The organism is Corynebacterium axilliensis (genome assembly GCF_046097495.1).
GTDB lineage: Bacteria > Actinomycetota > Actinomycetes > Mycobacteriales > Mycobacteriaceae > Corynebacterium.
On sequence record NZ_CP175768.1, the window covers coordinates 1,793,864 to 1,817,668 of the forward strand.

The 23,805-nt window shown below is 60.8% G+C and carries 19 protein-coding genes and 3 pseudogenes; 12 read left to right on the plus strand and 10 right to left on the minus strand.

Features of this window, described 5'->3' with window-relative positions; all coding sequences use genetic code 11:
- Positions 1-14 precede the first annotated feature (14 nt).
- From kdpB to ACKFR8_RS08615, 4 genes and pseudogenes are all read right to left on the minus strand, one after another.
- The gene (gene kdpB / locus ACKFR8_RS08600; RefSeq protein ID WP_408929788.1) at positions 15-2,096 is read right to left on the minus strand and encodes a potassium-transporting ATPase subunit KdpB; all 2,082 of its coding nucleotides are present in this window, start codon (positions 2,094-2,096) and stop codon (positions 15-17) included.
- Positions 2,093-3,808, minus strand: coding sequence for a potassium-transporting ATPase subunit KdpA (gene kdpA / locus ACKFR8_RS08605; protein ID WP_408929789.1), 1,716 nt, complete (start codon positions 3,806-3,808; stop codon positions 2,093-2,095). The genes kdpB and kdpA overlap by 4 nt, the downstream gene beginning before the upstream one ends.
- A complete protein-coding gene (gene kdpF / locus ACKFR8_RS08610; protein WP_039672809.1) occupies positions 3,805-3,900 on the minus strand; it encodes a K(+)-transporting ATPase subunit F in 96 nt (31 codons plus the stop codon). The genes kdpA and kdpF overlap by 4 nt, the downstream gene beginning before the upstream one ends.
- 278 nt (positions 3,901-4,178) lie before the next feature.
- A pseudogene (locus ACKFR8_RS08615) lies at positions 4,179-4,469 on the minus strand (PaaI family thioesterase).
- Here ACKFR8_RS08615 and ACKFR8_RS08620 point away from each other — a divergent pair.
- The 3 genes and pseudogenes from ACKFR8_RS08620 to ACKFR8_RS08630 all read left to right on the plus strand — a co-directional run.
- A pseudogene (locus tag ACKFR8_RS08620) lies at positions 4,464-4,676 on the plus strand (hypothetical protein); the annotation flags it as partial. The pseudogenes ACKFR8_RS08615 and ACKFR8_RS08620 overlap by 6 nt on opposite strands.
- Positions 4,677-4,727: 51 nt before the next feature.
- Positions 4,728-6,428, plus strand: coding sequence for an FAD-binding dehydrogenase (locus ACKFR8_RS08625; RefSeq protein ID WP_296133950.1), 1,701 nt, complete (start codon positions 4,728-4,730; stop codon positions 6,426-6,428).
- Positions 6,429-6,455: 27 nt separating this feature from the next.
- A complete protein-coding gene (locus ACKFR8_RS08630; protein WP_408929790.1) occupies positions 6,456-7,739 on the plus strand; it encodes a hypothetical protein in 1,284 nt (427 codons plus the stop codon).
- Positions 7,740-7,763: 24 nt separating this feature from the next.
- On the opposite strand, the gene leuS is transcribed toward ACKFR8_RS08630, so the two are convergent.
- Positions 7,764-10,604, minus strand: coding sequence for a leucine--tRNA ligase (gene leuS / locus ACKFR8_RS08635; protein ID WP_408929791.1), 2,841 nt, complete (start codon positions 10,602-10,604; stop codon positions 7,764-7,766).
- Positions 10,605-10,760: 156 nt separating this feature from the next.
- Between leuS and ACKFR8_RS08640 the strand changes: the two genes are divergently transcribed.
- Both ACKFR8_RS08640 and ACKFR8_RS08645 read left to right on the plus strand, forming a co-directional pair.
- The gene (locus tag ACKFR8_RS08640; protein ID WP_408929792.1) at positions 10,761-11,357 is read left to right on the plus strand and encodes a CueP family metal-binding protein; all 597 of its coding nucleotides are present in this window, start codon (positions 10,761-10,763) and stop codon (positions 11,355-11,357) included.
- A gap of 54 nt (positions 11,358-11,411) precedes the next feature.
- Positions 11,412-12,959, plus strand: a complete 1,548-nt coding sequence (locus ACKFR8_RS08645) for an alkaline phosphatase (protein WP_408929793.1) — start codon at positions 11,412-11,414, stop codon at positions 12,957-12,959.
- Positions 12,960-13,066: 107 nt separating this feature from the next.
- Here the strand turns inward: ACKFR8_RS08645 and ACKFR8_RS08650 are convergent, their stop codons facing one another.
- A complete protein-coding gene (locus ACKFR8_RS08650) occupies positions 13,067-13,939 on the minus strand; it encodes an HNH endonuclease signature motif containing protein (RefSeq protein WP_408929794.1) in 873 nt (290 codons plus the stop codon).
- Positions 13,940-14,008: 69 nt separating this feature from the next.
- Between ACKFR8_RS08650 and ACKFR8_RS08655 the strand changes: the two genes are divergently transcribed.
- Positions 14,009-15,466 carry an integrase core domain-containing protein gene (locus ACKFR8_RS08655; RefSeq protein ID WP_408929761.1) on the plus strand — a complete coding sequence of 486 codons (1,458 nt, stop codon included), beginning with the start codon at positions 14,009-14,011 and terminating at the stop codon, positions 15,464-15,466.
- A gap of 10 nt (positions 15,467-15,476) precedes the next feature.
- Here the strand turns inward: ACKFR8_RS08655 and ACKFR8_RS08660 are convergent, their stop codons facing one another.
- A complete protein-coding gene (locus ACKFR8_RS08660; RefSeq protein WP_408929795.1) occupies positions 15,477-16,010 on the minus strand; it encodes a hypothetical protein in 534 nt (177 codons plus the stop codon).
- Positions 16,011-16,295: 285 nt separating this feature from the next.
- Between ACKFR8_RS08660 and ACKFR8_RS08665 the strand changes: the two genes are divergently transcribed.
- A complete protein-coding gene (locus ACKFR8_RS08665; RefSeq protein WP_408929796.1) occupies positions 16,296-18,824 on the plus strand; it encodes a hypothetical protein in 2,529 nt (842 codons plus the stop codon).
- A 29-nt stretch (positions 18,825-18,853) separates the two neighbouring features.
- Positions 18,854-19,504, plus strand: coding sequence for an MOSC domain-containing protein (locus ACKFR8_RS08670; RefSeq protein WP_408929797.1), 651 nt, complete (start codon positions 18,854-18,856; stop codon positions 19,502-19,504).
- Here the strand turns inward: ACKFR8_RS08670 and ACKFR8_RS08675 are convergent.
- Complete coding sequence (locus ACKFR8_RS08675; protein WP_296134832.1) at positions 19,479-21,038, minus strand: ATP-binding protein; 1,560 nt, start codon at positions 21,036-21,038, stop codon at positions 19,479-19,481. The genes ACKFR8_RS08670 and ACKFR8_RS08675 overlap by 26 nt on opposite strands.
- Positions 21,039-21,392: 354 nt before the next feature.
- Between ACKFR8_RS08675 and ACKFR8_RS08680 the strand changes: the two genes are divergently transcribed.
- From ACKFR8_RS08680 to arfB, 4 genes are all read left to right on the plus strand, one after another.
- Positions 21,393-21,725, plus strand: coding sequence for a Fic/DOC family N-terminal domain-containing protein (locus ACKFR8_RS08680; protein ID WP_296134833.1), 333 nt, complete (start codon positions 21,393-21,395; stop codon positions 21,723-21,725).
- The gene (locus ACKFR8_RS08685) at positions 21,725-22,111 is read left to right on the plus strand and encodes a Fic family protein (protein ID WP_296134836.1); all 387 of its coding nucleotides are present in this window, start codon (positions 21,725-21,727) and stop codon (positions 22,109-22,111) included. The genes ACKFR8_RS08680 and ACKFR8_RS08685 overlap by 1 nt, the downstream gene beginning before the upstream one ends.
- Positions 22,112-22,188: 77 nt before the next feature.
- Entirely contained in the window at positions 22,189-22,698 is a 510-nt protein-coding gene (locus ACKFR8_RS08690; RefSeq protein ID WP_296134837.1) for a putative glycolipid-binding domain-containing protein, read from the plus strand.
- A gap of 31 nt (positions 22,699-22,729) precedes the next feature.
- Positions 22,730-23,173: an alternative ribosome rescue aminoacyl-tRNA hydrolase ArfB gene (arfB, locus tag ACKFR8_RS08695; protein WP_296134838.1), complete on the plus strand. Its 444-nt coding sequence runs from the start codon at positions 22,730-22,732 to the stop codon at positions 23,171-23,173.
- 54 nt (positions 23,174-23,227) lie between these two features.
- Here the strand turns inward: arfB and ACKFR8_RS08700 are convergent, their stop codons facing one another.
- Both ACKFR8_RS08700 and ACKFR8_RS08705 read right to left on the minus strand, forming a co-directional pair.
- Complete coding sequence (locus tag ACKFR8_RS08700; RefSeq protein WP_306508343.1) at positions 23,228-23,536, minus strand: HigA family addiction module antitoxin; 309 nt, start codon at positions 23,534-23,536, stop codon at positions 23,228-23,230.
- A pseudogene (locus tag ACKFR8_RS08705) lies at positions 23,523-23,734 on the minus strand (type II toxin-antitoxin system RelE/ParE family toxin). Before ACKFR8_RS08705 ends, ACKFR8_RS08700 begins: the two are co-directional and overlap by 14 nt.
- Between the last annotated feature and the right edge of the window lie 71 nt (positions 23,735-23,805).

The window sequence follows — 23,805 nt, forward strand, 5'->3', positions numbered from 1 at the left end:
CTGTCCTTTACTTCTTAAAGACCTGGGAGGAGGGAGACAACCTGGTCAATGAGCCAGATGCCGATGAATGGGGTAATGACGCCGCCCAACCCCCAGATGCCGAGGTTGCGGCGCAGGAGGGAGGACGCGGAGGCAGGCTTGTACGCCACGCCCTTGAGGGCCAGCGGAATCAGGGCAACGATGATGAGGGCGTTGAAGACAACGGCGGAGACGATGGCTGACTGTGGGGAATGCAGGTGCATAACGTTGAGGCGCTCAAGGTGCGGCAACTGCGCCGAGAACAGCGCCGGCAGGATGGCGAAGTATTTGGCCAGGTCGTTGGCCAGGGAGAAGGTGGTCAACGCGCCGCGGGTAATGAGTAGCTGCTTGCCAATGCGCACGATATCGATGAGCTTGGTCGGGTCGGAATCGAGGTCCACCATGTTGGCGGCTTCCTTAGCCGCGGAGGTACCGGTGTTCATGGCCACGCCAACATCTGCCTGGGCCAGCGCGGGGGCATCATTGGTTCCGTCGCCGGTCATGGCCACCATGCGGCCCTGCGCCTGCTCTTCGCGAATGCAGGCAAGCTTGTCCTCCGGGGTGGCCTCGGCGATGTAATCATCAACGCCGGCCTCCTTGGCAATAGCGGCGGCAGTCAGAGGGTTGTCACCGGTGACCATGATGGTCTTGATCCCCATCTGGCGCAGCTCGGCGAAGCGCTCGGCCATGCCGGGCTTGACGACGTCACTCAGCTGCACCACCGCAATAACCTTACGGCTACCGTCGGCTTCTTCGACCGCAACCGGCAGTGGTGTACCGCCGGCTTGGGCAATCTGGGTCACCGCGTTCTCAATCTCCTCCGGCCAGTGGCCGCCGGCCTCGGTAACCCACGCGCGCACGGCATCACCAGCACCTTTACGTAGCTTGCGGCTGGCTAAATCCAGACCGGACATGCGGGTCGAGGCGCTAAAGGGGACCACCTCAGCGGTTCGGGCTTCGTCGTCGCCCCCACTGCTGAGCCCGTAGTTCTCCGTCAGCCACGCCACGATGGAGCGTCCTTCCGGTGTTTCATCCGCTATGGAGGCCACGCGGGCAACCTCGGCCGCTTCCTGCTCATCACTACCCTGAGCCACAATCAGGCCGGTAGCCTGACGGTTGCCGTAGGTGATGGTGCCGGTCTTATCTAGGAGCAGGGTAGCCACGTCACCGGCAGCCTCCACCGCGCGGCCCGAGGTGGCCAACACGTTGTGGCGAACCAGTCGGTTCATTCCGGCAATACCCACGGCGGAGAGCAAGGCCGCGATCGTGGTGGGGATAAGGCACACCAACAGCGCCACGAGGGAGAGCGGGGAGAGTTCGGCGCCGGTAAACAAACCCATCGGTGCCAATGCGGTCACCGCCACGAGGAAGAGAATGGTCAGCGTCGATAGCAGAATGCTCAGCGCAATCTCATTCGGTGTCTTGCGGCGCTCAGCGCCCTCCACCAGGGCAATCATGGTGTCTACGAAGGTGGATCCTGGCTCTGAGGTGATCTTCACCGTGATGCAGTCAGACAGCACCACGGTGCCGCCGGTCACGGCGCAGCGGTCACCGCCGGCCTCGCGGACCACCGGGGCCGACTCACCGGTGATGGCGGATTCATCCACAGTCGCGGCGCCTTCGATGACGTCACCGTCGCCCGGGATGGTCTCACCTGCCTCGACGCGCACGATAGCGCCCTTGGTTAGCTCGGAAGCCGGAACCACCTCGATGCCAGAGTCCGTCAGGAGGTTGGCAGTTGCATCGTCTCGTACCGAGCGAAGGCTATCCGCCTGGGCCTTTCCGCGGCCTTCGGCGTAGGCCTCAGCAAAGGCCGCGAAGGCAATAGTGAACCACAGCCACACCGTCACAACCCATCCATAGAAGCTGGGGTTGATGATGGACCACACGGTCGTGAGCGCGGCACCGACCCACACCACAAACATCACGGGATTGCGGGCTTGGGAAAGGGGGGACATCTTGCCCGGCAGGGACTTGAGTGCCGCCGCGGCGAGGCCGTTGTTTTTCTCAGAAGCCGCGCGGCGAGGAGCCTTGTCCGGCTCAGAATTCGGCTCTGTGGTCATGGTTGGGGTTGTCATGATAGTGCCTCCGAAATGGGACCCAGGGTGAGAACGGGGAAGAAGGTTAGTGCGGCGACCAGCAGAATCACGCCTATGGTGAGGAGTGCGAAGGTAACGCCGGACGTCGGCAAGCTGCCAGCCGTGGTGGCCTGGCGCTTCTGCCCTGCCAGGCTGCCGGCGAGGTACAGGGCAAAGACGATGGGCAAGAAGCGGCCCAACAGCATGGCCAGACCCAAGGTGATCTGCCACCAGGGCTCAGTAACCGTCAGGCCGGCGAAAGCGGAGCCATTGTTGTTAGCAGCGGAGGTGAACGCATAGAGGACCTCGGAAAGCCCGTGCGCATTGTCCGCGGTACCCGGCGCGCCAAAGTTCGTCGCCGAGAGTTCTACCAGCTTGCGTTGGGCCACCGAGGCGCCGACGCCCACGAGGACCAAGACGGGCATGGTGAGGATGTACAGGCTGACCGCGGAGATTTCCTTGCGGCCGATCTTGTTGCCCATGAATTCCGGGGTACGCCCCACCAGTAGGCCGCCGATAAAGACGGCCAGGATGGCTACAATGAGCAGGCCATACAGGCCGGTGCCCACACCGCCCGGCGCGATCTCACCCAACAACATGTTGAGAATGAGCAGGCCACCGCCGAGCGGGGAATAGCTATCGTGCATGGAGTCCACCGCACCCGTCGAGGTGCCCGTCGTGGAGACTGCAAACAACGCGGAGGCATCAATGCCGAGGCGCTGTTCGATGCCCTCCATGTTGGCCCCGGCCGCGTGTGCCGCACCGCCGACAAGGGTGCGCTGAGACCAGTTGACCAGGACCACCATGAGTGTCCAGAGACCGCCGGCCACACCCAGAAGCGTCCACGCATGCTTCTGGGAATTCAGCATCACGCCGTAGACGCGGATAAAGCAGAAAGAGATGACAAGCAGGGAGAAAATCTCCACCAGGTTGGTAAAGCCAGTCGGGTTCTCAAACGGGTGCGCCGAGTTGGCGCCGAAGATGCCGCCGCCGTTGGTACCCAGGAGCTTAATTGCTTCCTGGCTGGCCACGGGCGCACGCGAAATGTCCACGCCCGAAGCGGTCACCAGGTTGGAGCCAAAGGTCTGCATGGTGCCGCCGAGAATGAGCACGGTGGAGATGATGAGTGACAGGGGAAGCAGAATGCGGACGAGACCACGGGTGAGGTCTACCCAAAAGTTGCCGATAAGGTGCTGACCGCTCTCAGTGGCCAGCGTGTCACGGCTATAACCTAGGTGGCCGATACCGCGAATGAGGGCGACGGCAACGCACATACCCACGGCTGCCGAGGCGAAGTTTTGCACGGTCAGGCCCAACATCTGGGAGGCGTTGGTCAGGGTGTCTTCACCGGAGTAGGACTGCCAGTTGGTGTTGGAGGTAAAGGAGGCCGCAGTGTTGAAGGCCATCCACGGCTCCACCGCCTCTTCCCGGGCATTGCCAAAGCTGGGCAGGACGGATTGGAGACGTTGCACCGCATAGAGAACCAGCACGGAGGCCAGGCTGAATCCCAGCAGCGCCCGCGTGTAATTCTTGGCGTTGTGGCCCCGGTTGGGGTCAACCCGGAGGATTCTGTACACGAGGCGCTCCACGGCCCAGTCTTTGTCGGAGCTATAGGCGCGGGCCATCCAGTTGCCGAGCGGCACGTACGCTGCACCGAGGAGTACACAGAGGGCAAGGTATTGCGGCACCACTGCCGCGATGCTGGCGATCATGCGAAACGCTCCGGGTCAATAAGGGAAATGATGAGGTAGGCCACGAGCGCTACAACAATGATGAGCCCGATGACCGCAGTGATGGTGTTCATGATTTAGGCATCTCCGTCCATAAACTCGTTGATGGCGGAGGGAGCGCTAAATGTCAGAACCACGATCACGATGACCAGAATGTCCAACATGTGGGAGAGACCCCCTTGGGTGAAAGCAATACAAGGTTGTGCCCGGTGCGTATGAACACCGAGCGCCGGTGACTAAAGCACCTGCCGAGCATTGACGTTAGGCCCGCTCTCCCCCGGCCCTAACGCTTCTTTGCAGCATCTTTACACCCCTTGACCCCGATTTTTACATTTCATTTACGGCCCCCTTTTTACTCCCCTCCCGTTCTCGGGGATACCAGCGCATTCGTAATCCGAGCGGTGCACAGTCTTCTCCCCTCCTCATCTGTAATGAGGATCTCGTGGGAGCACAGCGTCTTGCCCAACTTGATGGCGGCCTCAGCTAGGCACGCCATAGCTCCGCCGTGGAGCAGACCGAAGGACTGGGTATTTCACTCAACCGGCATGGTGGCCACCAGGAGCTGGGCCGACTCTTCGAGGATTTCGCCACCCATCTTCTTATCCAGCTCGCGCAACTGAGTCTTCCATACCTCTGCGTCCATGCCGTGACCTATGACGATTCCATCCGCGTAGAGCTCACCGCTAAGCGCATCACCCCGCGCGTCACCGATGGTTACGGCGAAGTCTGCTGGGATGCCGTGCTCTACAACCAAGAGGATGAGATTGTGGCGACCTACGACATCCTGCCCCTCGTGGAGAAGGTGAACACCACCTACGCCTACTCCATTTCCTCGGCGCAGAGACGATGATATGCGAGCCAAGGCACTCAATTGAGGCCAGTTTCTTTTATCATTCCTGTCATGAAAGAAACTACCTCGGCTGAGAATTCCATCATCATCGTCGGCAGCGGCCTCGCTGGCATGGTCGCCGGCTACGAGGCCCTCAAGGGCGGCAAGCACGTCATTTTCCTGGAACAAGAGAACCGCAACAACCTCGGCGGGCAGGCTTTTTGGTCACTCGGCGGACTGTTTTATGTGGACTCCCCCGAGCAATCCCTGATGCGAGTCAAGGACTCCGAAGAGTTGGCCTGGCGCGATTGGGCGAACTCCGCAGACTACGACCCAGTCACCGACAATGACCGCCATGACTACTGGGGCCACAAATGGGGACGCGAATACGTGCGCTTCGCCGCCAATGAAAAGCGCTCCTACCTCAAAGGCCTAGGCCTCAACGTCTTGCCCACCATCGGCTGGGCCGAGCGCGGTTCGGGCGATGCCTCCGGACACGGAAACTCCGTGCCACGCTTCCACCTCACGTGGGGCACGGGTCCAGAGGTAGTGCGCGTCTTTCGCAAGCCACTCCTTAAAGCAGAAGAAAAAGGCCAGGTAGAATTCCATTTCCGCCACTGCGTGGATGAGCTCGTCGTTGAGAACGACGACAGCGGAAACCCGCGTGTGGTCGGCGTGCGCGGCAGCGTCCTCTCCCCCACCAACCAGCCGCGTGGTGAGGCGAGCTCGAGGGATGTGGTCAAGCACTTCGAACTGCGCGGCTCCGCTGTCGTCATCGCCACCGGCGGTATAGGCGGCAACGTGGAGAAGGTGCGCCAGATGTGGCCCACCGAGCGCTGGGGCGAGTGCCCGAAGGAGCTGGTCACGGGCGTGCCCGCGCATGTCGACGGCCGCGGCATAGACATCGCCCAGAACGCCGGTGCCTCCGTTGTCAATACCGACCGCATGTGGGCCTACACGGAAGGAATGACCAACTGGGATCCCATCTGGCCTGGCCACGGCATACGCATCATCCCGGGGCCGTCCGCGATCTGGCTCGACGCGGAAGGCAACCGTCTGCCCACGAACCTCTTCCCCGGCACCGATAACCTGGCGGCGCTGACGCACATCGGCCAGACCGGTCACGGCTATTCCTGGTTCGTACTCAACAAGGAGATCGTGGACAAGGAGTTCATCTTCTCCGGTTCAGAGCAGAACCCGGACTTGACGGACAAGGAGTTCAAGAAGCTCGCCGGCAAACTAGGCCCCGGCACACACGTGGCAGTCAAAGCTTTCATGGAGAACGGAATCGACTGGATTGTGGAAGACAACCTGGAGGATCTGGTCGCCGGAATGAACCGCATTTCACCAGAGGGCTCCCCCACCATAGATGTTGCCCACCTTAGGAGAGTCCTAGAGGACCGGGATTCGCAGCTGGATAACCCCTTTAGCAAGGACGCCCAAGTCAACTACATTCGCGTAGCCCGCGGCTTTCTCGGCGACAAGCTCATCCGCGTGGCTCCCCCGCACCGCATCCTCGATGAATCCAAAGGCCCGCTTATCGCGGTGCGCCTGAAGCTCCTCACCCGCAAGACGCTCGGCGGTTTGGAGACCAACCTCGACGGCCAGTGCCTCAATCCCGATGGCACGGTGCTTCCTGGCCTCTATGCCTGCGGCGAGGCCTCCGGCTTCGGCGGCGGCGGAATGCACGGCAAGAACGCGCTGGAAGGAACCTTCCTGGGCGGTTGCATCCACTCGGGCAAGCGCGTGGGAGAAGCGTTGGCGCGCGCGTAGCAGGCTTTTCTAATACTGTCGGTGACTATGAACCTAGCCAGGAACGTCCGCATCGACGTGGAGAATCCTTTCTTCACCACGTCCCGCTTCGTCGCCGCGCCAGCGGAGCTCACGGTGGGGGAGATGATGATCATCGTCCATGCCGCCTTGGGCCTTGAGCCCGCGGCGCCGGGCATCCTCGTGGAGGCCGGCGGCGACGAGCCCATCGACGTCCTGGCCATCATCGACGAGGACTTCTTCGAGACCTTCCGCGACGGCGCGCAGTATCACCCCTCGGAGGGCGCGTGGAACATCGTGCTGAGCATCGCCGATAGCTCCCGCGTGGTCATGGGGCTGCCCGCCCTCATCGCCGGCGAGGGCCCTGACCTGGTCAGTGCGTTAGGAAGCGCCGAGGAGATGTTGAAGGTGGTGGTGGATGTCCAGTCCACCATGGCCTACATGGCCGTGCCCACGGACAGCATGGAGCACATCTTCGCGCACTTTCCCAACTACACCCTGGATCAAATCCACCAGCGCCTCACCACCTTCTACCCGCCTGCCGTGGCGCAACGCCTGGCCACGATGGGCACCGAGGCAGCGAACCTGGAGGGCGGCACGAAGCCCGCACTGCCAGGGGATTTGCCGCTGGATCCCCTCCACGATGAGCTGGAGCAGTTGGGCACGCCTACGACGAAGATGCTGGAGGAGTGGCGCGCGGAGATCCACAAAACCTACCCGGAGCTGCGCCCTGACTACGAGCTGCCGGCGCTTGACGACGCCATCGCCGCCCACGTCGGCCAGCGCATACGCGAATACCTCGAGGTCATCGAGGAATTCCCACGCCTGACCGGGGCCGGCTACCTGAAGCAGGCGGCGGTGGCCCGGCTCAAGGAGGGTCTGAATAGCCCCAATGATTTTGATGAGGTCAAGCGCGAAGACTACCACCAGCCGCTGCTGAACTTGCGGGGTTTCTTGACGGACTTGGATTGGATCAAGACCACAACGACGGAAATCAAGCTCACCAAATATGGCCGCAAGGCCATGAGCGATCCGCTCTGGGCAACGCAAGTCGTCCTGAACAACATCCCCTACGCCTACGCCGAACCGGAGGGCATCCCTCAACTCTCCTTTGAGCTGGTCCACCTATTGCGCGGCGAGTGGGAGTTCAACCCGGAATACGACTACACGCACGCCATCACCCGCGACCTACTGTTCACGCTGGGCGTTATTGAGGATGACTCCACATTCCCCATCATCACCGAAGGGTGCGAGGGCTTCCTCGGCGCGATCATCACCAAGGTGCGCGAGGAGCTAAACCAAGAGCTGGACTAGCTCCACGCCGCGACCGCGGTGGTTTTATTTGACCACCAGGTTCACCATGCGGCCCGGCACGTAGATCTCCTTGACCACGTTTTTGCCGGCGGTGAGCTCCGCAATGCGCTCGTCGTTCTTCGCCACGCCCACGACGGTTTCCTGGTCGGCGTCGGCCGGCACCATGACGCGGGCCTTGACCTTGCCGTTGATCTGCACCGGCACCTCAATCTCGTCGTCCACGAGGTACTTCTCGTCGAACTCCGGGAAGGACTCGTAGGTAATGGTCTTCTCGTGGCCGAAGCGCTTCCACAGCTCCTCCGCGATGTGCGGGGCGACGGGGGAGACCAGCTGCGCTACCGGCTCAACGGCCGCGCGCGGCGCGCCCTTCGGATAGGTCTTGGTCAGGTAGTTGACGTACTCGATGAGCTTGGCCACGACGGTGTTGAGGCGCAGGTTCTCATAGTCGTCGCGCACGCCGGCGATGGTGCGGTTGAGCTGCTTCAGGTCATCGTCGGAAAGCGCGGCGTCCGTCGTGGACAGCTCGCCGGAGTTCTCATCGATAGCCAGGCGCCACAGGCGCTGCAGGAAGCGCTGCGCACCCACCACGTCCTTGGTCGCCCACGGGCGGGAGGTATCCAGCGGGCCCATGGACATCTCGTACACTCGCAGGGTATCGGCACCATAGTCGTTGCAGATGTCATCCGGGGCCACGGCATTCTTCAGGGACTTGCCCATCTTGCCGTACTCCTGGTTGACCTTTTCATCCCCGTAGTAGAACGCGCCATCGCGTTCTACTACCTCGGCGGCCGGAACGTAGACGCCGCGAGAATCCGTGTAGGCGTAGGCCTGGATGTAGCCCTGGTTGTACAGGCGGCGGTAGGGCTCCTTGGAGCTTACAAAGCCCAGGTCAAAGAGCACCTTATGCCAGAAGCGCGAGTAGAGCAGGTGCAGCACGGCGTGCTCCACGCCGCCGACGTAGAGGTCCACGCCGCCCGGATCGTTGGCGCCGTGCTCCTCCGGGCGCGGGCCGGTCCAGTAACGCTCGTTCTCCAGATCGCAGAACTTCTCATCGTTCGTCGGATCGATGTAGCGCAGCTGGTACCAGGAGGAACCCGCCCACTGCGGCATGACGTTGGTGTCGCGGTAGTAGGTCTTGGGGCCATCACCCAGGTCCAGCTCCACCTCAACCCACTCGCGGGCCTTCGCCAGCGGCGGCTGCGGGGAAGAATCGGCATCGTCCGGGTCGAAGGACACCGGCTTGTAATCCTCTACCTCCGGCAGCTCGATGGGCAGCATCGACTCCGGCAGCGGGTAGGCCTGGCCCTCCGCGTCGTAGACGATGGGGAAGGGCTCGCCCCAGTAGCGCTGGCGGGCGAACAGCCAGTCACGCAGCTTGTACTGGATCTTCTCGCGGCCCACGCCCTGCTTCTCCAGCCACGGGATGATGGCGGCGATGGCCTCGTCCTTGGACATACCGTTGAGATCAAGGGAGTCATTCGCGGAATTCACGGCCTTGCCGGACTCGGTATAGGCCTCCTTGGCGATGTCGCCGCCGGCAACGACCTCGGTAATCGGCAGGCCAAAGACCGTGGCGAACTCGTAGTCACGCGTATCGTGCGCCGGAACCGCCATGATGGCGCCAGTGCCGTAGCCGGTCAGGACGTAGTCCGCGATGAAGATCGGCACCTTCTTGCCGTTGACCGGGTTGGTGGCATAGGTGCCCAGGAAGACACCGGTCTTTTCCTTATTCTCCTGGCGCTCCAGGTCGGACTTCGCTGCAATGGAGGCGCGGTAGGCCTCCACGGCCTCCTTGGGGTCGTCGTTGCCGAAGGTCCAGCGCTCGTCCACGTCATCGTCGTAGGGGATGGGGGAGAGGAGAGCGTCGACAAGCTCGTGCTCCGGGGCCAGCACCACGTACTCCGCGCCGAAGAGGGTGTCCGGGCGCGTGGTGAAGACGTCGATGTTATAGCCCTCCGCGTGGAAGGTGACCTCCGCGCCGCGGGAGCGACCAATCCAGTTGCGCTGCATGGACTTGACCTTGTCCGGCCAGTCCAGCAAGTCCAGGTCATCGAGCAGGCGGTCCGAGTAGGCGGTGATGCGCATCATCCACTGACGCAGGTTCTTGCGGAAGACCGGGAAGTTGCCGCGCTCAGACTTGCCCTCCGCGGTGACCTCCTCATTCGCCAGCACGGTACCCAGGCCCGGGCACCAGTTGACGGTGGAGTTGGACAGGTAGACCAAACGGAACTCATCGAGCGCGTGGCGCTGCTCTTCCTTGGAGAGGTCCGCGTAGTAGCGGCCGTCCTTAGTCTTACGCTTGCCCACCTCGAGCTCCTTGATGAGCTCCGAGATCGGGCGCGCCTTCTGCTGCTCCTCATCAAACCAGGAGTTGTAAATCTGCAGGAAGATCCACTGCGTCCACTTGAAGAAGGACGGGTCAGTGGACTCCACGGAGCGGCGCGGATCGTGGCCCAGGCCAAGCAGGCCCAGCTGGCGGCGCATGTTCTTGATATTCGCCTCCGTCGTGGTGCGCGGGTGCGTACCAGTCTGGATGGCGTACTGCTCAGCAGGCAGACCAAAGGCGTCGTAGCCCAGCGTGTGCAGGACGTTCTTGCCCAGCATGCGGTTAAAGCGCGCGTACGTATCCGTAGCGATATAACCCAGCGGGTGACCCACGTGCACGCCCGAGCCGGAAGGGTAGGGGAACATGTCCTGCACGTTCAGCTTCTCCGCGGGGAGTTCTCCTCCCTCAGCAAGCGGACCGACAGGGTTCGGCGCATGGAACGTGCCGTTGTCCTTCCAGTACTGCTGCCACGTCTTTTCAATCTGCGCGGCGAGCTCCGGCGTGTAGCGGTGGGCGGTGGTATCGCTCGGGTTAGTCATGCTTTGACAGTGTAGTAGGTGCTGGTGACACTGGCGGCGTCGGCAAGCGCATAGCCCTCCGAATCCATAAGAATGATATTTCCCTCAAGCTTTTGATTGATACGGGGGAGGGGTATAGCCTAAAAGAGTCCCCAATCGGATTCATTTGAAAGCACTATGAAACGCCTCATCTCTCTCGCTGCCGCCTGTGCCGCAGCTATCTCTCTGTCCGCTTGCTCCACCGAGAGCCCCGTCGGGAACGAAGCCTCCTCCGATAGTGAGGTTCAGCAGGTCTCAGCCGACGACATCCTGGCCAAGTTCGACCTCTCCGGCAAGGATGGCACCCAGATCATCGAGGAACTCGAGCAAACCCCGAAGGACCAGCGTGACAAGGACCTGCACGCGTCCATTCGCCCGGACGAGCTAATCCTCACCGCCGACGGGCAGCAGGCCTCCCTGCCGCTTCCGGAGGACAAGTTCTACGTCTCCATCGCGCCGTACCTCACCCAAACCCACGACTGCTTCAACCACTCCCTGACCACCTGCACGGGCGAGCTGAGCCATGAGGACATCCACGTCACCATCACCGATGACTCCGGTGAGGAGCTGGTCAACGAGGACACCACCACGCACGACAACGGCTTCATCGGCTACTGGCTGCCGGCGGATAAGCACGGCACCATCACCGTCACGAAGGACGGCAAGTCCGGCGAGGTCCCCCTGGACACCACCGACGAGGGCGCCACCTGCGTCACCACGCTGCAGATGGCCTAACCTCCTTCCCGCATTAAGAACGGCGAGCCTCTTTTCAAGGGGCGTCGCCGTTCGTTGTTTTCTGCAGTCACTGTCGCCTCCATCGCCACCGCTGGCGTTGTCGCCCCCGCTCAGGCTGCGACCAGCGGCCCGAAGAACGTCATCTACATGATTGGTGACGGCATGGGTTACAACCACATTGCGTCCACCAACCTCTACGAGACCGGCCAGTCCAAGTACCTGGTTGAGGGCGCATTCGACGGCGAGGTCAAGGAACTCGACGGCGAGTCTGTGCAGGCCTTCGAGGACTTCGAGCGCCTGTCCATGACCACCTTCCCGGTAGGCGGTTCCTACGAACCGGAGAAGGCTTGGACCGACCACGACTACGTCAAGCACAACAAGGTCACCGACTCCGCTGCTGCAGGCACCGCCATGGCCACCGGCCAGAAGGTCGAGAACGGCGTGCTGGGCAAGTCCGGCTACGGCCACTCCCTGAAGAACATCTCTGAGCAGGCGATTTCCCACGGCAAGTCCGCTGGTGTTGTCAGCTCCGTCCCGTTCAGCCACGCCACCCCGGCTGCGTTCGCGGCACACAACAAGAACCGCAACAACTACACCGAGATCGCTGCCGAAATGGTCGATTCCGACCTGTCCGTCATCATGGGCGCCGGCCACCCGGAGTTCGACGACAACGCTCAGAAGGTTTCCCAGCCGGACTACCACTACATCTCCGAGGAGTCCTTCAACTCCCTGCGTGATGGCTCCGCCGGCTGGGAGTTCGCAGAGAACACCGCCGACTTTGAGAAGTGGGCCGAGGGCAACGTGGAGGCTGACAAGAAGTACTTCGGCCTCGCACCGGTTGCTTCCACCCTGCAGCAGGGCCGCGACGGCAACCCGGACGCTGCCGAGCCGGGCACCGACCCGAAGAACGAGGTCGTTGACCTGCCGACCATGACCAAGGGCGCCCTGAACGTCCTGGGCCAAAACGACAAGGGCTTCTCCGTCATGATCGAGGGCGGCGCCATCGACTGGTCCGGCCACTCCAACCAGACCGGCCGTGACATCGAGGAGACCCAGGACTTCAACAAGTCCGTCGACGCCGCCATCGAGTGGGTTGAGGAGAACTCCAGCTGGGACGAGACCCTGCTCATCGTCACCGCTGACCACGAGACCGGCTACCTCTCCGGCAAGGATGAGACCAAGTCCTGGAACCCGCAGACCGGCGAGGAGGGCAAGGCTCCGGAGCACCAGTGGTACTCCGGCCAGCACACCAACCAGGTTGTTCCGTTCTTCTTCCAGGGCGCTGGCTCTGAGGACATCAAGGCTAAGGCCACCAACACCGACCCGGTTCGCGGCAAGTACATCGACAACACCGACGTTGCCAACCTGATCATCCAGGACTGGTGGTTCGGCGCTGGCGACGACGCAGACAACGGTAACGGCGGCGCAGACAACGACGGCGCTAAAAACGACGACGGCTCCAGCAAGACTGCTTCCTCTGTCGGCTCTGGCCTCCTGGGCGCAGGCCTCGCTACCGCCGTTCTGGCAGCAATCGCCGCCTTCCTGCAGAACATGGGCATCGTGAAGGTCGACTTCTCTGCACTCCGCAAGCTGATCGGCTAATACACCTCGCCTTCCTTAAATCCTCCGCTGTGTGCGGGGGATTTTTTGTGTTTCGTTGTGGCGGGAGACGTCGTTTTCTTCGACGTCGTTGTTTTCGACGGTGGGGGTTAGAAGGGGATGTCGTCGTGAGTGTCGGTGCCGGCTTCCCCGTCGGCTTCCTTGTCAGCGTTGGCCTGTTCTTTGGCTTGTTGTTCGGCGCGGTAGTCATCGAGTTGCTGTTTGAGGTACTGGGCTTGCTCGCGGGCGAATTTACGGTAGGCGGTCATGTGCTGGCCTACTGTTTGCACCCACCTCTTCATCCCATCAGACAGCGGGCCTTCTGGGCTGGTGGTTGCCCAGGTGCTGTCGTCGAAAAGCCAGACAATATCCCCGGTATCCGGGTCCATGACATAGCCCAGCCGTCCATCGGTCTTCATGTTGTGGTGATGCTGGCACAAGCACGCCATATTCGACGGATGCGTCTTTCCACCCTCGGCATAGTTGTGCCGATGATCCAACTGCGAATACATCGCCGGCCTGTCACACCCACTCAACCGGCAGGTACCGTCCCGGCCTTCCACACTGCTGCGGATAGTTCCCGATGGTTGGTAAGAATCAGACTCTTTGACCGGTCCGGTTAAGTCCCGCTTCTTGGTGTGTGGGATAGGCGCACTGCGCCACCCGTAGCCGTTGATGTAGGTCGGGGCATTCTCTACATCACAGGCTTGGTAGGTGTGCAGCACAATGGTTGCTGGTGGTTCAATCGCCCCGGTCAGAAGCTTCTTTATCGCATCAGTAAGCGAAAGATCATGCTTGGTGGCGGTTTCCCGGATGAAGGCATCGATAGCAATGCCGGTTGCTTCATCCACGCCGAGTTCTAGCCAGGCTTTCGTGCCGTTGGACGAAAACGTGTAGGTGTCTTTCGGCCTAGTATCGCGAAAGGCAATGCTCGGGTCCAGGGTTTTGGCTAGGTCTGTGATGTCTAGCGACATTTTGGACACGGAGTCCAGGATGTTTTTGGACGGGATGTCTAGTGGCTTTTTGGACGTTTGCGGCGGTGGAATAGCCGGATGGCTATTCCATTGCATAAGCGTAGAAAGGTCGCAGATTTCGATCCCGTTCGTGACGGCAAGACGGTCACACAGTTTTGCAAAGAATTGGGAATCTCGCGGCAGACGTACCACAACATCAAAAGCCGGATAGCGCAGAAGGGTCGGGCAGGCATTGTGCCGGATTCGACTGCCCCGAAGAATCCGATTAAGAAATTCCACGAGGCCGACAAAATCGCAGTCGTCCACGCCAGGCAGGAGTTGATGGAGCAAGGCTTGGATTATGGGCCTTGGTCGATCTACTACTTCTTGTTCGACACTGTAGGTCCAGATTCCACACCGTCGCGTTCTACAATCGCCTCGTGGCTTCATGAGCTGGGATTCGTTGATGCCAACGCCCGCAAACGGCCACGCAGCTCCTATAAGCGCTTCGCCCGCGCTCTCGTCGGTGAACTCTGGCAGATCGATGGACTGGTCTATCGCCTCTTTGACCACGCCCACACACATGTCACGATTTACCAGGTTATCGATGATGCCAGCAGGTTCGATGTCGGAACCACAGCGTTCGCTCTGCCAGAAAACGGTACTGATGCGCGCGCTGTGCTGGCCGCAGCGTTCGCCGCCTACGGCAAGCCCCAAGAAATCCTTTCCGACAATGGCGATGCGTTTGCCACCTATCACCGTGGTTTTCTCTCTGCTACTGAAACTTGGCTCGCCAGCCAAGGCGTTCTTGCTATTGCTGGTTTCGCCCCGACAACCCAGGGAAAAGACGAGCGCTCTCACCGCACGTTGACCCAGTTCCTCGATGCACGCCACCCAGTTAGCCTTGCTGAGGTCAACGCCTATCTGGCTGAATATCGCCAGGTGTACAACGAGCGACGACGGCATCAATCACTGCTGGTCGGCAAAATGCACATCACACCACGCCAGGCTTTCGATACCTTCCCCAAGGCACCGTCGCCTACGCATCCACTCGATCCTGAGCAGGTCTGGGCCCGCGTAGTCGCCTACAACCAGGCTCACAATCCACACGCTGTACCCGAAATGCTAAACGGCCCCGTGGAAGCGGCAACTTCACACGAGGCCAGCACCGATGACATGGCAGCTCAGCAGGGCATACCTTCCACCGATACCCCCACACTAACGGTGCCGACGACAAATTCAACAAACCATTGGGGCATCCCAGACCAGCTCTGCGTGAGCAAAGATGGCGTTGTACGCGTGTGCGGCTTCGGTCTCTACATTGGTCTGAGGTTTAAAAACCGCAGGCTCTACTCCACGGTCACAGCCGATAACGTTGCGGAGTTTTACACGGCCCATGACGGTGAATTCCTCTTCAGCGTGCCGCTGCCAATCACGTTGAGCCACAGGCCACCAGGTGGCCAGATCAACATCAACCTCGTTGAAGGAATGAAACATCGCCAACCACCGCGGATGAACCCGAAACTATCCAAACCCCGGCCGAAACGCAGGCCATAACCATAAACCGCTAGAAGTGTCCAAGAACTCCATGGATTCCGTGTCCAAGAAGACACCGGACTCCATGTCCAAAAACCCTATGGACATAACAGGTTTTGGCTAGGTCGCGGACCCGGCGGCGGATTTTGGCGGTGGTGGGAAAGACTTGGTTGGGCTGGGTCGGGGTGAAGTAGGACACCAGGGTGGCATCGATGAGCGCTAGTGTTGCGTCATCGAGCCCGGCAAGAGCAGACAGGGGTTTATCGATGGCGATAAGCCCGTGGATATCGAGCAGGCAGTGGGTGTCCTGGAGGGCTTTGAGCCCGGGCAGGGTATCGAGGCGGAAGAGGGCGCGCAGGCCGGCGGTGATAAGGCCTTCGCCGAGGCCCCAGGTGTTGACTAGGGATAGGGCGGTGGTGTCGATGTCGGCGTCTAGGTGTGGTTGGGCAGCGCGCCAGCAGGCGAAGTCGGCGCGGCGGACGTCGTGGCGGGCTTGGGCGAGTGGGTTGGTGGGGTTGGTGTGAGCGAAGAAGGCTGGTGGTGCAGGTGTAGTGGTGGTTGTCATTGTGCCCCCGAGGCAACTATAGAATAGGTGTTCTACCAACAACTATACCGGCACACCATCTAAATGACTATGGCCTGCAGTATTATTCTTTTCTGGTTGCTATTTTGGGGGTGTTGAGGGTTGGTTTAGGGTTTGTGTTCGAGTCGGTGCGAACAGGCACTTTCATCCACGCCCTACCCAACCACCACGGGGGTAGCGCGCGGCTCAGCACGTGCAGCGCATGGCCTCACAGCCTCCTACCAGGCACATGGCACGAGACCCCTGCGGTGTCCTAAGATGAAGCAAATGAGTGCGGAGATTTATTCACTTCCTACGACGCCCTTGGTGACCACCGATATTGTCGAGCAAGGCCCGCGACTTTCCCTGCGCCGCGGCAGCAACATCCTCATGCTCCAGCTGCCTGCCACCGACCCTGAAGCTGACGTAGAAGATCCGCGGTGGGTTGTCGAATCTCACTTCATCGATCGCCCTCATACGCTGCGTGAATTCTCCACGGAGGAACCGATCAACGTCGGTATTCCCGGCCCCTTCACCCGCATCGAGGTCAGCCTCCCGGACGGCGCGGAGGAGCTCATCGAGCCCACTACCTTCACCGGTATCACCGACGCCGCCCCGTTTATCGTCTACGACCGCACCACGCTCATCGCCCCGCAGGGCACGCTGGAGGAAGCCGAGCCGCTCGGCGTGTGGGCCGGCTGGGAGGTCGGTACGCTTCCAGACCGGGTGGAGGTGCCACAGAGGGAGCCGGTGGACGTCGCCAAGCATGGCGACTTCGAGTGGGACTTTGACGTTGCCGTCCTGCCTAACGCGCGCGGCCTCGACGGCGAGCCGGTGTTCACCAAGTCCCCCCGCGTCCACCTTCTGACGGAAGGGGAGTGGCGCATTGACCTGACCTACGCGCCGCTGGGCGGAGAGCAGGAGGACGTCTCGGAGCAGACGTTCGAGGCGGGCATCGCCGAGCCTTTCCCCAGCGACCTCTACGAAGACCCCTGGGTGGGTCGGTACAAGGTGTCGCTGTGGCGTGACGCAGAGCTTGCCGACGTCCGATTTATCTCCCTCGCCGAGGGCCTCCACATGCGCGCAACGAACGAAGGCCCGCGCGGCATCGATTTCCGCATCATCGACGCCCTCGGCGCGCATTCGGCGTTCAGCTACACCCTGGCCTCGCCGCCGAAGAAGCCCATTGCGCTGGAGAAGGGCCTGCGCACCTTCGAGGACACCGAGGTATCCCGCCGCGAGGTCGTGGCCAGCGAGGCCGGCTACGAGCTCGAATTCGACGTGTGGCCGGAGGCCCTGTTCAGCCGCGTGAAGCGCATTGGTCTCGAACCCACGGAGCACTCCGATAAGCCGGTCATCCTCGCAGGCCAGCTCGACCAGGACGACATGTTTACCGTCCACTCGCCGCGCCCGCTGCCGCTGGCGAAGTTCGTGACCATCGACGGCCGCCAGAAGATTAAGGAGCTGGCCCGCACGTCCAAGACCACGCAGGCCGTCACCAGCCTGGCCGTGCCCAATGCCGCGCTGGCCAATGCCGTGCGCAAACAGCCAACGGCAGAGCTTTTCCTCATGTGGTCCACGTTGTCTTATGAGGACTACCTGGATTCCCTCCCGGCGGAGGAGCGCGCGGCTCACCAGGCCCGCAGCCTGGAGCGGCGCATCGTCGAGTACGAAGCATCCGCATCCACCAGCCTCATCTATGCGGCGCTGGCCACCGTCCGTAAGTCCCCCTTCGTCAGCCGCGGCCTACTCAACGGCGATGAGATTATCATCGAGCAGAACGCAGAACCTCAGGCAGATTTAGTGGGCTGGGCCTGGCCTTTGGCCGAGCCCACCGTAGCGTCCACCCAATTGACGCCCACCGAAGAGGGGTTTGAGCTGCCCGCCGAGCTTGCTGAGCAGGGCTCGCTGCTTGTCGATGTCCGCGAGCTCCGCGCCTCCTCCAACCTCGCCGCCCCTGCACGCCCCTCCAGCGCCTCCATTGTGATCACGCCGGAAGGCTCACCGGCGGCGCTCGCCTCAAAGGACTGGACCCCGGAGCAGCTCTGGGACACCTTCCGCGCGCTCCACGTGCTCTCCCAGCGCAGCCCCAACCCCAAACTGCAGGCAATGTTCGACAGCACCATCGATCGCCTGCGCGCCCAGCCGGAGGCCGCGGTCCACGCCCTGGCGCGCACCGGCGTCAGCGTCAACCAGCAGGCCCGCTCGCTTGCGCGCACGCGCTTGTTCCACTCGCCGCTGGAGGCCGCCGCCGAATCCGGCGCCGATAGCTACCTGGATCTCCTCCTCGATCCCTCCGCCAGCGAGAACCCCGAGCTCACCGCCGTGCGCGAGTCCGGCGCTGATGGACTGACCCGCCCGATGCTACTCAATGCTGCGACCATTCACAGCCCCACACCGCCCGTCGATGACCTGATGGGGGAGGCCGGCCGCGTCGCCGCGCTGCGCGAGTGCTTTGCCAACAACGGCGCCCTCGATGCGCTGGGCACCATCGAGCACCTGCGCAAGGACGCCACGGCACTGGCCTCGCTGGTGCAAAACGCGGGCGTTGACATGTCCGTCAACCACACCCTCATCGCGTTGGGTGCCTTTGCCAGCGGAAACACCGCCGACGAACTCAATGCAGCGGCCTGGATGCCCTATATTTCCTATGCCTTCGCCCTGGCGTCCCGCGCTGCGGCGAATGACATCATCATGGAAAGCCCGCTCCTCAAGGAGGACATGCCCATGCTTGCCGACGTCCTCCCGCTCGCCCCCCGCCTCTTCTTCTACGACCTCGTGACCGCCGAAGCGCTCTTCCGCGATCACGATATGTAAGCCCGTGAGGTGTGCCACAATAGGTGAGCATGAAGGTTATCTCCACGAACGTCGCTGTCCGCCGCCCCAATCCGCACGGGCAGCACGAGTACACGGGCATCGATAAGCAGCCACGCCCCTTCCTGGATCTGGAAATACCCGGGCCCAACTATGGTGACGGCTCTGGCGTGGTGGGGGATTCCATCGGTGACCACGCCCACCACGGCGGCGCCGAGAAGGCCGTGTATGCCGTGGCCCGTGAGGAGCTCGATTACTGGGAGGGCACGCTCAACCGTGTGCTGCGTGATGGCTACTTCGGGGAGAACCTCACCACCGAAGGGATTTCCTGGCCGAATATGCTGATCAACCAGCAGATTCAGGTGGGGGAGTGCGTGCTTGAAGTGTCTATCCCGCGCACGCCCTGTGCCACCTTCTCCGGCCGGATGGACGAGCCCGGTTGGCTCAAGTCCTTCACGGAGCGCGGCGATTGCGGTTCCTACCTGCGCATCATCGAGCCTGGCCGCATCACTCCTGGCGATGAAATCACGCTCATCGGCCGCCCCGACCATGACATCACCATGGGCATGGCCTTTGCCGCCAAGATGGGGGACAAGGAGCTAGCCCGGCGCGTCGTCGACGCCGGCTGCCTTGCCGCAGTCCACCACGAGCAGCTGGTTAAGCGCCTGCAGCCCCGCGGTTAGCTAGCCATTCATAGGTTGTCGCTTGTGAACCGCGCGTGCCATCCATACGCACGAATCGTGCCTTCACCAGTGACTTCAGCGCATATCGGACCTGCGCTCGAGTAAGGTTTGTGGCTGTTTCTATTTCGCCGATAGACAGCGGTTGTGCCGCCGTACGCAGCGCCTCCGCTACGCGCGGGGCGTTAACACCCAGGCGTTCCAAGGTCACTGGTGCATCCACTCGTCGTTCCGGGCCGGTGCCTGATTCCTCCTTGCGTAGTGGCTCCCAGATACGGGCCTCTCCACGAGTGTCCGGCCGCCACATCTTCACCGTAAATTGCACGCCAGAATCTATCAGGTCAGGCTCCGGTAGTCCTTGCTCTCGCGCGGCATCCAGCATGAGCTGCACGCCGCCGCCTTCGCCCTCAATAACAAAAGAGCCATCGTCTGCTTTGAGATATCGGCACAGTCTATAGAGCCGCTGGTTAATCTCCTGGCGCGCCAGATCTCTCGACTTGATCTGTTCAACCGTCAGATCCCGTAGGCCTCCTGGACTGGAGATAACCATCTTGTCCGGTAATAGGCGGACATCAATCGATTTACCCGCACCCAACGTATTTGGCCCAAGATCACGGTGCACCAATGCATTAGCCACGGCCTCTCGAATGGCCGGAAGGGGAAGTTCAGGAACTTCCACCATTGATCCGTCCTCTCGATATCGCCGTACGGCGGCTAAACGTTGCCTTACCCATCCCATTACCGAGTTCAACAGCACCGGAACGGGCCCCTCAAAGGTCTCCAACCCCAACACTCGCCCGTGCTTCGAACCATTTGGTAGCCTTTGCGCCACCGTTACTGCTAAGGAGGGAAAATGCCCTTGGGGATAGAAACCCAGCGCATACAGGCCAGCAAGCGTCAGCTCTCCAGTCGCGGTCGTCACCGCTAGCGCCCGTAAGACGTCCTCATCTTGAGTAAGTCCCGATAGTCGCCGATTCTTTTTCCGCGCCTGAACCAAGAAATCTTGCACCACGTCGCTATCTAGGTCTGCAAGGCTCGTGCCTTCCACAATCGTCGTGTCATAGGACACTGCCTCTTCGGCATGCAGCTTTGCCACGTCCATCATGCGCAGCTCCGAGGCACTCATACGGTAGTCCCCATCAGCCATTCGAAGATACGCTTCTCCCCTGTAGATAGCAGGCTTATCAATAATCGGAAGACCCGTAACCTCCGCAATCACGACATGCGTGCCATCTATTGCCACACTGTCGGTATGCACTGTGACTGGAGGGGTGATGGCATGACGCGCCTGCGAGGCCAGAGCAGCCTCCATCTCAGAAGGATTCTCAATGCCAGTGACAATGAATCCTTCCTTCTCATTGACACCGAGAATGATAAGGCCGCCACTCGGCATGTTTGCGAACGCGCATAATGTCTGCGGTAGAGAGTCCGGAATGCCCCCTTGAGCGGTTTTGACCTCGACTGTTGTTGAATCACCGCCGCGCAACTCAAGCTCAGCCAATAGCTCTCTCAGCTGATTCTCGGACCAATTGTTCACGATGAATACCCGCCCTCAATGTTAACAATGACGGCTCAATGCTAACTTCATTCCTCTTCAATGACAAGAGTTCTCATTGATCTTCCCATTGAGGTGTCATTGACATTCTCATTGAGGCCAAATTATGGCCCTGAAACCCCGTATGTTTAAGCTTTATCTAGCGCATAAACCGCAATGAGTGGTTGGATAAGAGTTATCCAACCACTCATTTGCTGTTTGACGAATGGATAGCCTCTACAAGCCTCACTACGTTACCGAGAGCTGGATCCCCGAATCAGGCTCCGGCATTCCCCGGCGTGATAAGGCCGGAGGCCCTTTTTAGGTCTATGTCCCTGACCATCTTGTAAGTAAGGCATGGAGTTTTCCCCAGAGCTCACCAGCCGGGCAGCACGTATCGAGCGAGAGATTTTGGATCTCAACCGTCATGCTGCTTCTGGCCAGTTGGAGTCTGTGGCCTGCTTACTCATGCGTTCTGAGGCGATTTCTTCCTCACGCATTGAAGGTATTGCGCCCAACGTCGACAAGGTTGTCCTCGCGGAACTCGCCCAAAAGGAGGAAGTCCGCGGCTTTAAGGAAAGCGCGGAAGAGGTTGCGCGTAACCTCACCGTTCTGTGTTCCATTGAGAAGAGCTTTGCCACCGAACCAACATCTCCATCGGCCTTCTTGAAAAGCTCCAAAGAGAGTTGATGGGGGAGAAGGGCTCTATCCCCACTGGTCTTCGCACTATTCAAAACTGGATTGGTGGAAGTAACCACACACCCATTGGGGCCGAGTTCATCCCAGCGCCCCCACGTCTAGTCCATGACCTCGTGGACGACTTGTGTCTTTACCTCGATGGCGCTTCGCACGGTGCTCTCATCCAGGCCGCGATTGCTCACGCTCAATTCGAAACGATTCACCCATTTGCAGATGGCAACGGCCGTGTGGGCCGTGCTCTCATTCATGGGATTCTTCTGCGTCGCGGACTTACTGAATACACCATTCTGCCGGTATGCCTCGTCCTCGGTACGTGGTCCAAATCGAAAGCTACCTGCCTTTTCGCACCATCAAGCGTGGGAAAATCCTCACCATGAAGCGCACGTATAAGTGGGAGCATGTCGAGATTCCCCTCATCCGGAACTAGGCCGCAGTTCATTTTTTAAGAGCCGGTTTGACCGCTTCCGGAGTGCAATACGGCGATGGATACGAGGCCACGTGGGAGCTGCGCGCCGCGGAGAACTGGGTGACTGAACGTGTGTCGGTGAACGTTGAAGGCGACGGATGGGGGCGAAGCCTCGAGCTGTTTAGGTCCGAGCAAGGCGTGTGGTCGGTGGAAACCAATGAAGAGGGCGCCCAGCTTGAAGATCTGCCCTCCCCCGGTATCGTCCAGTCAGCCGACCTGAAAGCCGCACTCGATTGCGATCTCGGTCTGTGCCCTCTCACCAACACAATGCCTATTCGTCGCTTGACGCTGCTTGAGACTCAGGTTCCGAAAACGCAGCTGATCATGGCTTGGATTGATATACCGTCCCTCCAGGTGATCGCATCAGACCAGTACTACAGCTCCGTCGATGCTGAAACTGTCCGATACGAAAGCGGAACACGGGGAGTCGACGTCGAGTTGGAGGTCGACGGTGGCGGCGTGGTCGTACACTACCCTGATCTCGCACGGCGGGTCTGATCCGGAAACAACTCTATCTAAGCTGGGCGGTATAAACGACCTGACCATCGCGCCTGGCCCAGGGATCCCCGGGGGTCTGGTCATCGTCGCCGCCGACCTGACGGAGCGGTTCGCGAAGTCGTCGGGACCAGGTGGCCAAGGCGTCAATACTACGGACAGCAAAGTGCAGCTTTCCGTCGATATCGCTACGTGCTCATCGCTTTCCGACGCCCAACGCCGCCGCGCCCTCCACAACCTCGAACACCGCCTGGACGGCACAGTGCTCACCGTGAGCGCGTCGACGCAGCGCTCGCAGGTCCGTAACCGCGCCGAGGCGCGAGAGCGCATGGCCGCCCTCTTGCGTGAGGCGCTCGCTCCGCCCCCTCCCCCGCGGCGAAAAACGAAGCCGACGCGCGGCTCGGTGCGGCGCCGTCTCGAAGCTAAAAAGCGGCGCTCGGAACTCAAGTCCACGCGACGGCGGCCCCAAATTCCCTAGTTCGAACCATCCGCATACATATCCTCACGCTGACGGCCCTGGTTCGGGTAACCGCTACGCCGAGACAGCGTGAACCGGTTGAATCCGCTCGATTTCCGAGAGGATCTTGTCTTCCGCCACGTCCAAGTCATATTGAGCCTGTAACCCGAGCCAGAACTGGGGGCTCATCTCGAAAAACTTCGCTAGACGAAGGGCCGTGTCAGCGGTTACAGCGCGCTTACCGTGAACATTTTCGTTGATCCGGCGGGGTGGAACGCCGATGGAGACGGCGAGCTTTTGCTGGGTGATCCCCATTCCTTTGAGGAAGTCCTCCATGAGGATCTCACCGGGGTGAACCGGAGGGAGCTTGTCAGTGGTAGTCAGCGATCTCAACCTCCTCTGACCCCGCGGCGGACCATCGAAAACAGATCCGCCACTGGTCGTTGATTCGAATGCTGAACTGACCCCGCCGATCACCTTTCAACGCCTCGAGCCGGTTTCCCGGGGAATCCGCTCTCGATTCCACAGACGCTCAGTGTCCTTGTCAGCGAACGACTGGATCTGCTTCACCCTATCCCCCATAACGCGAAGCGTCAATAACGCTACACGTTAAATTTGAACTCCACAGTATGTAGTTGCAAAGTTACTTTCTC

Coding starts and splice junctions, on each gene's coding strand:
- kdpA (WP_408929789.1), bottom strand. CDS start 3,808: ATGATCGCCAGCATCGCGGCAGTGGTGCCGCAATACCTTGCCCTCTGT.
- leuS (WP_408929791.1), bottom strand. CDS start 10,604: ATGACTAACCCGAGCGATACCACCGCCCACCGCTACACGCCGGAGCTC.
- kdpF (WP_039672809.1), bottom strand. CDS start 3,900: ATGAACACCATCACTGCGGTCATCGGGCTCATCATTGTTGTAGCGCTC.
- ACKFR8_RS08665 (WP_408929796.1), top strand. CDS start 16,296: ATGAGTGCGGAGATTTATTCACTTCCTACGACGCCCTTGGTGACCACC.
- ACKFR8_RS08630 (WP_408929790.1), top strand. CDS start 6,456: ATGAACCTAGCCAGGAACGTCCGCATCGACGTGGAGAATCCTTTCTTC.
- ACKFR8_RS08660 (WP_408929795.1), bottom strand. CDS start 16,010: ATGACAACCACCACTACACCTGCACCACCAGCCTTCTTCGCTCACACC.
- ACKFR8_RS08685 (WP_296134836.1), top strand. CDS start 21,725: ATGGGGGAGAAGGGCTCTATCCCCACTGGTCTTCGCACTATTCAAAAC.
- ACKFR8_RS08640 (WP_408929792.1), top strand. CDS start 10,761: ATGAAACGCCTCATCTCTCTCGCTGCCGCCTGTGCCGCAGCTATCTCT.
- ACKFR8_RS08625 (WP_296133950.1), top strand. CDS start 4,728: ATGAAAGAAACTACCTCGGCTGAGAATTCCATCATCATCGTCGGCAGC.
- ACKFR8_RS08680 (WP_296134833.1), top strand. CDS start 21,393: ATGGAGTTTTCCCCAGAGCTCACCAGCCGGGCAGCACGTATCGAGCGA.
- ACKFR8_RS08655 (WP_408929761.1), top strand. CDS start 14,009: ATGGCTATTCCATTGCATAAGCGTAGAAAGGTCGCAGATTTCGATCCC.
- ACKFR8_RS08670 (WP_408929797.1), top strand. CDS start 18,854: ATGAAGGTTATCTCCACGAACGTCGCTGTCCGCCGCCCCAATCCGCAC.
- kdpB (WP_408929788.1), bottom strand. CDS start 2,096: ATGACAACCCCAACCATGACCACAGAGCCGAATTCTGAGCCGGACAAG.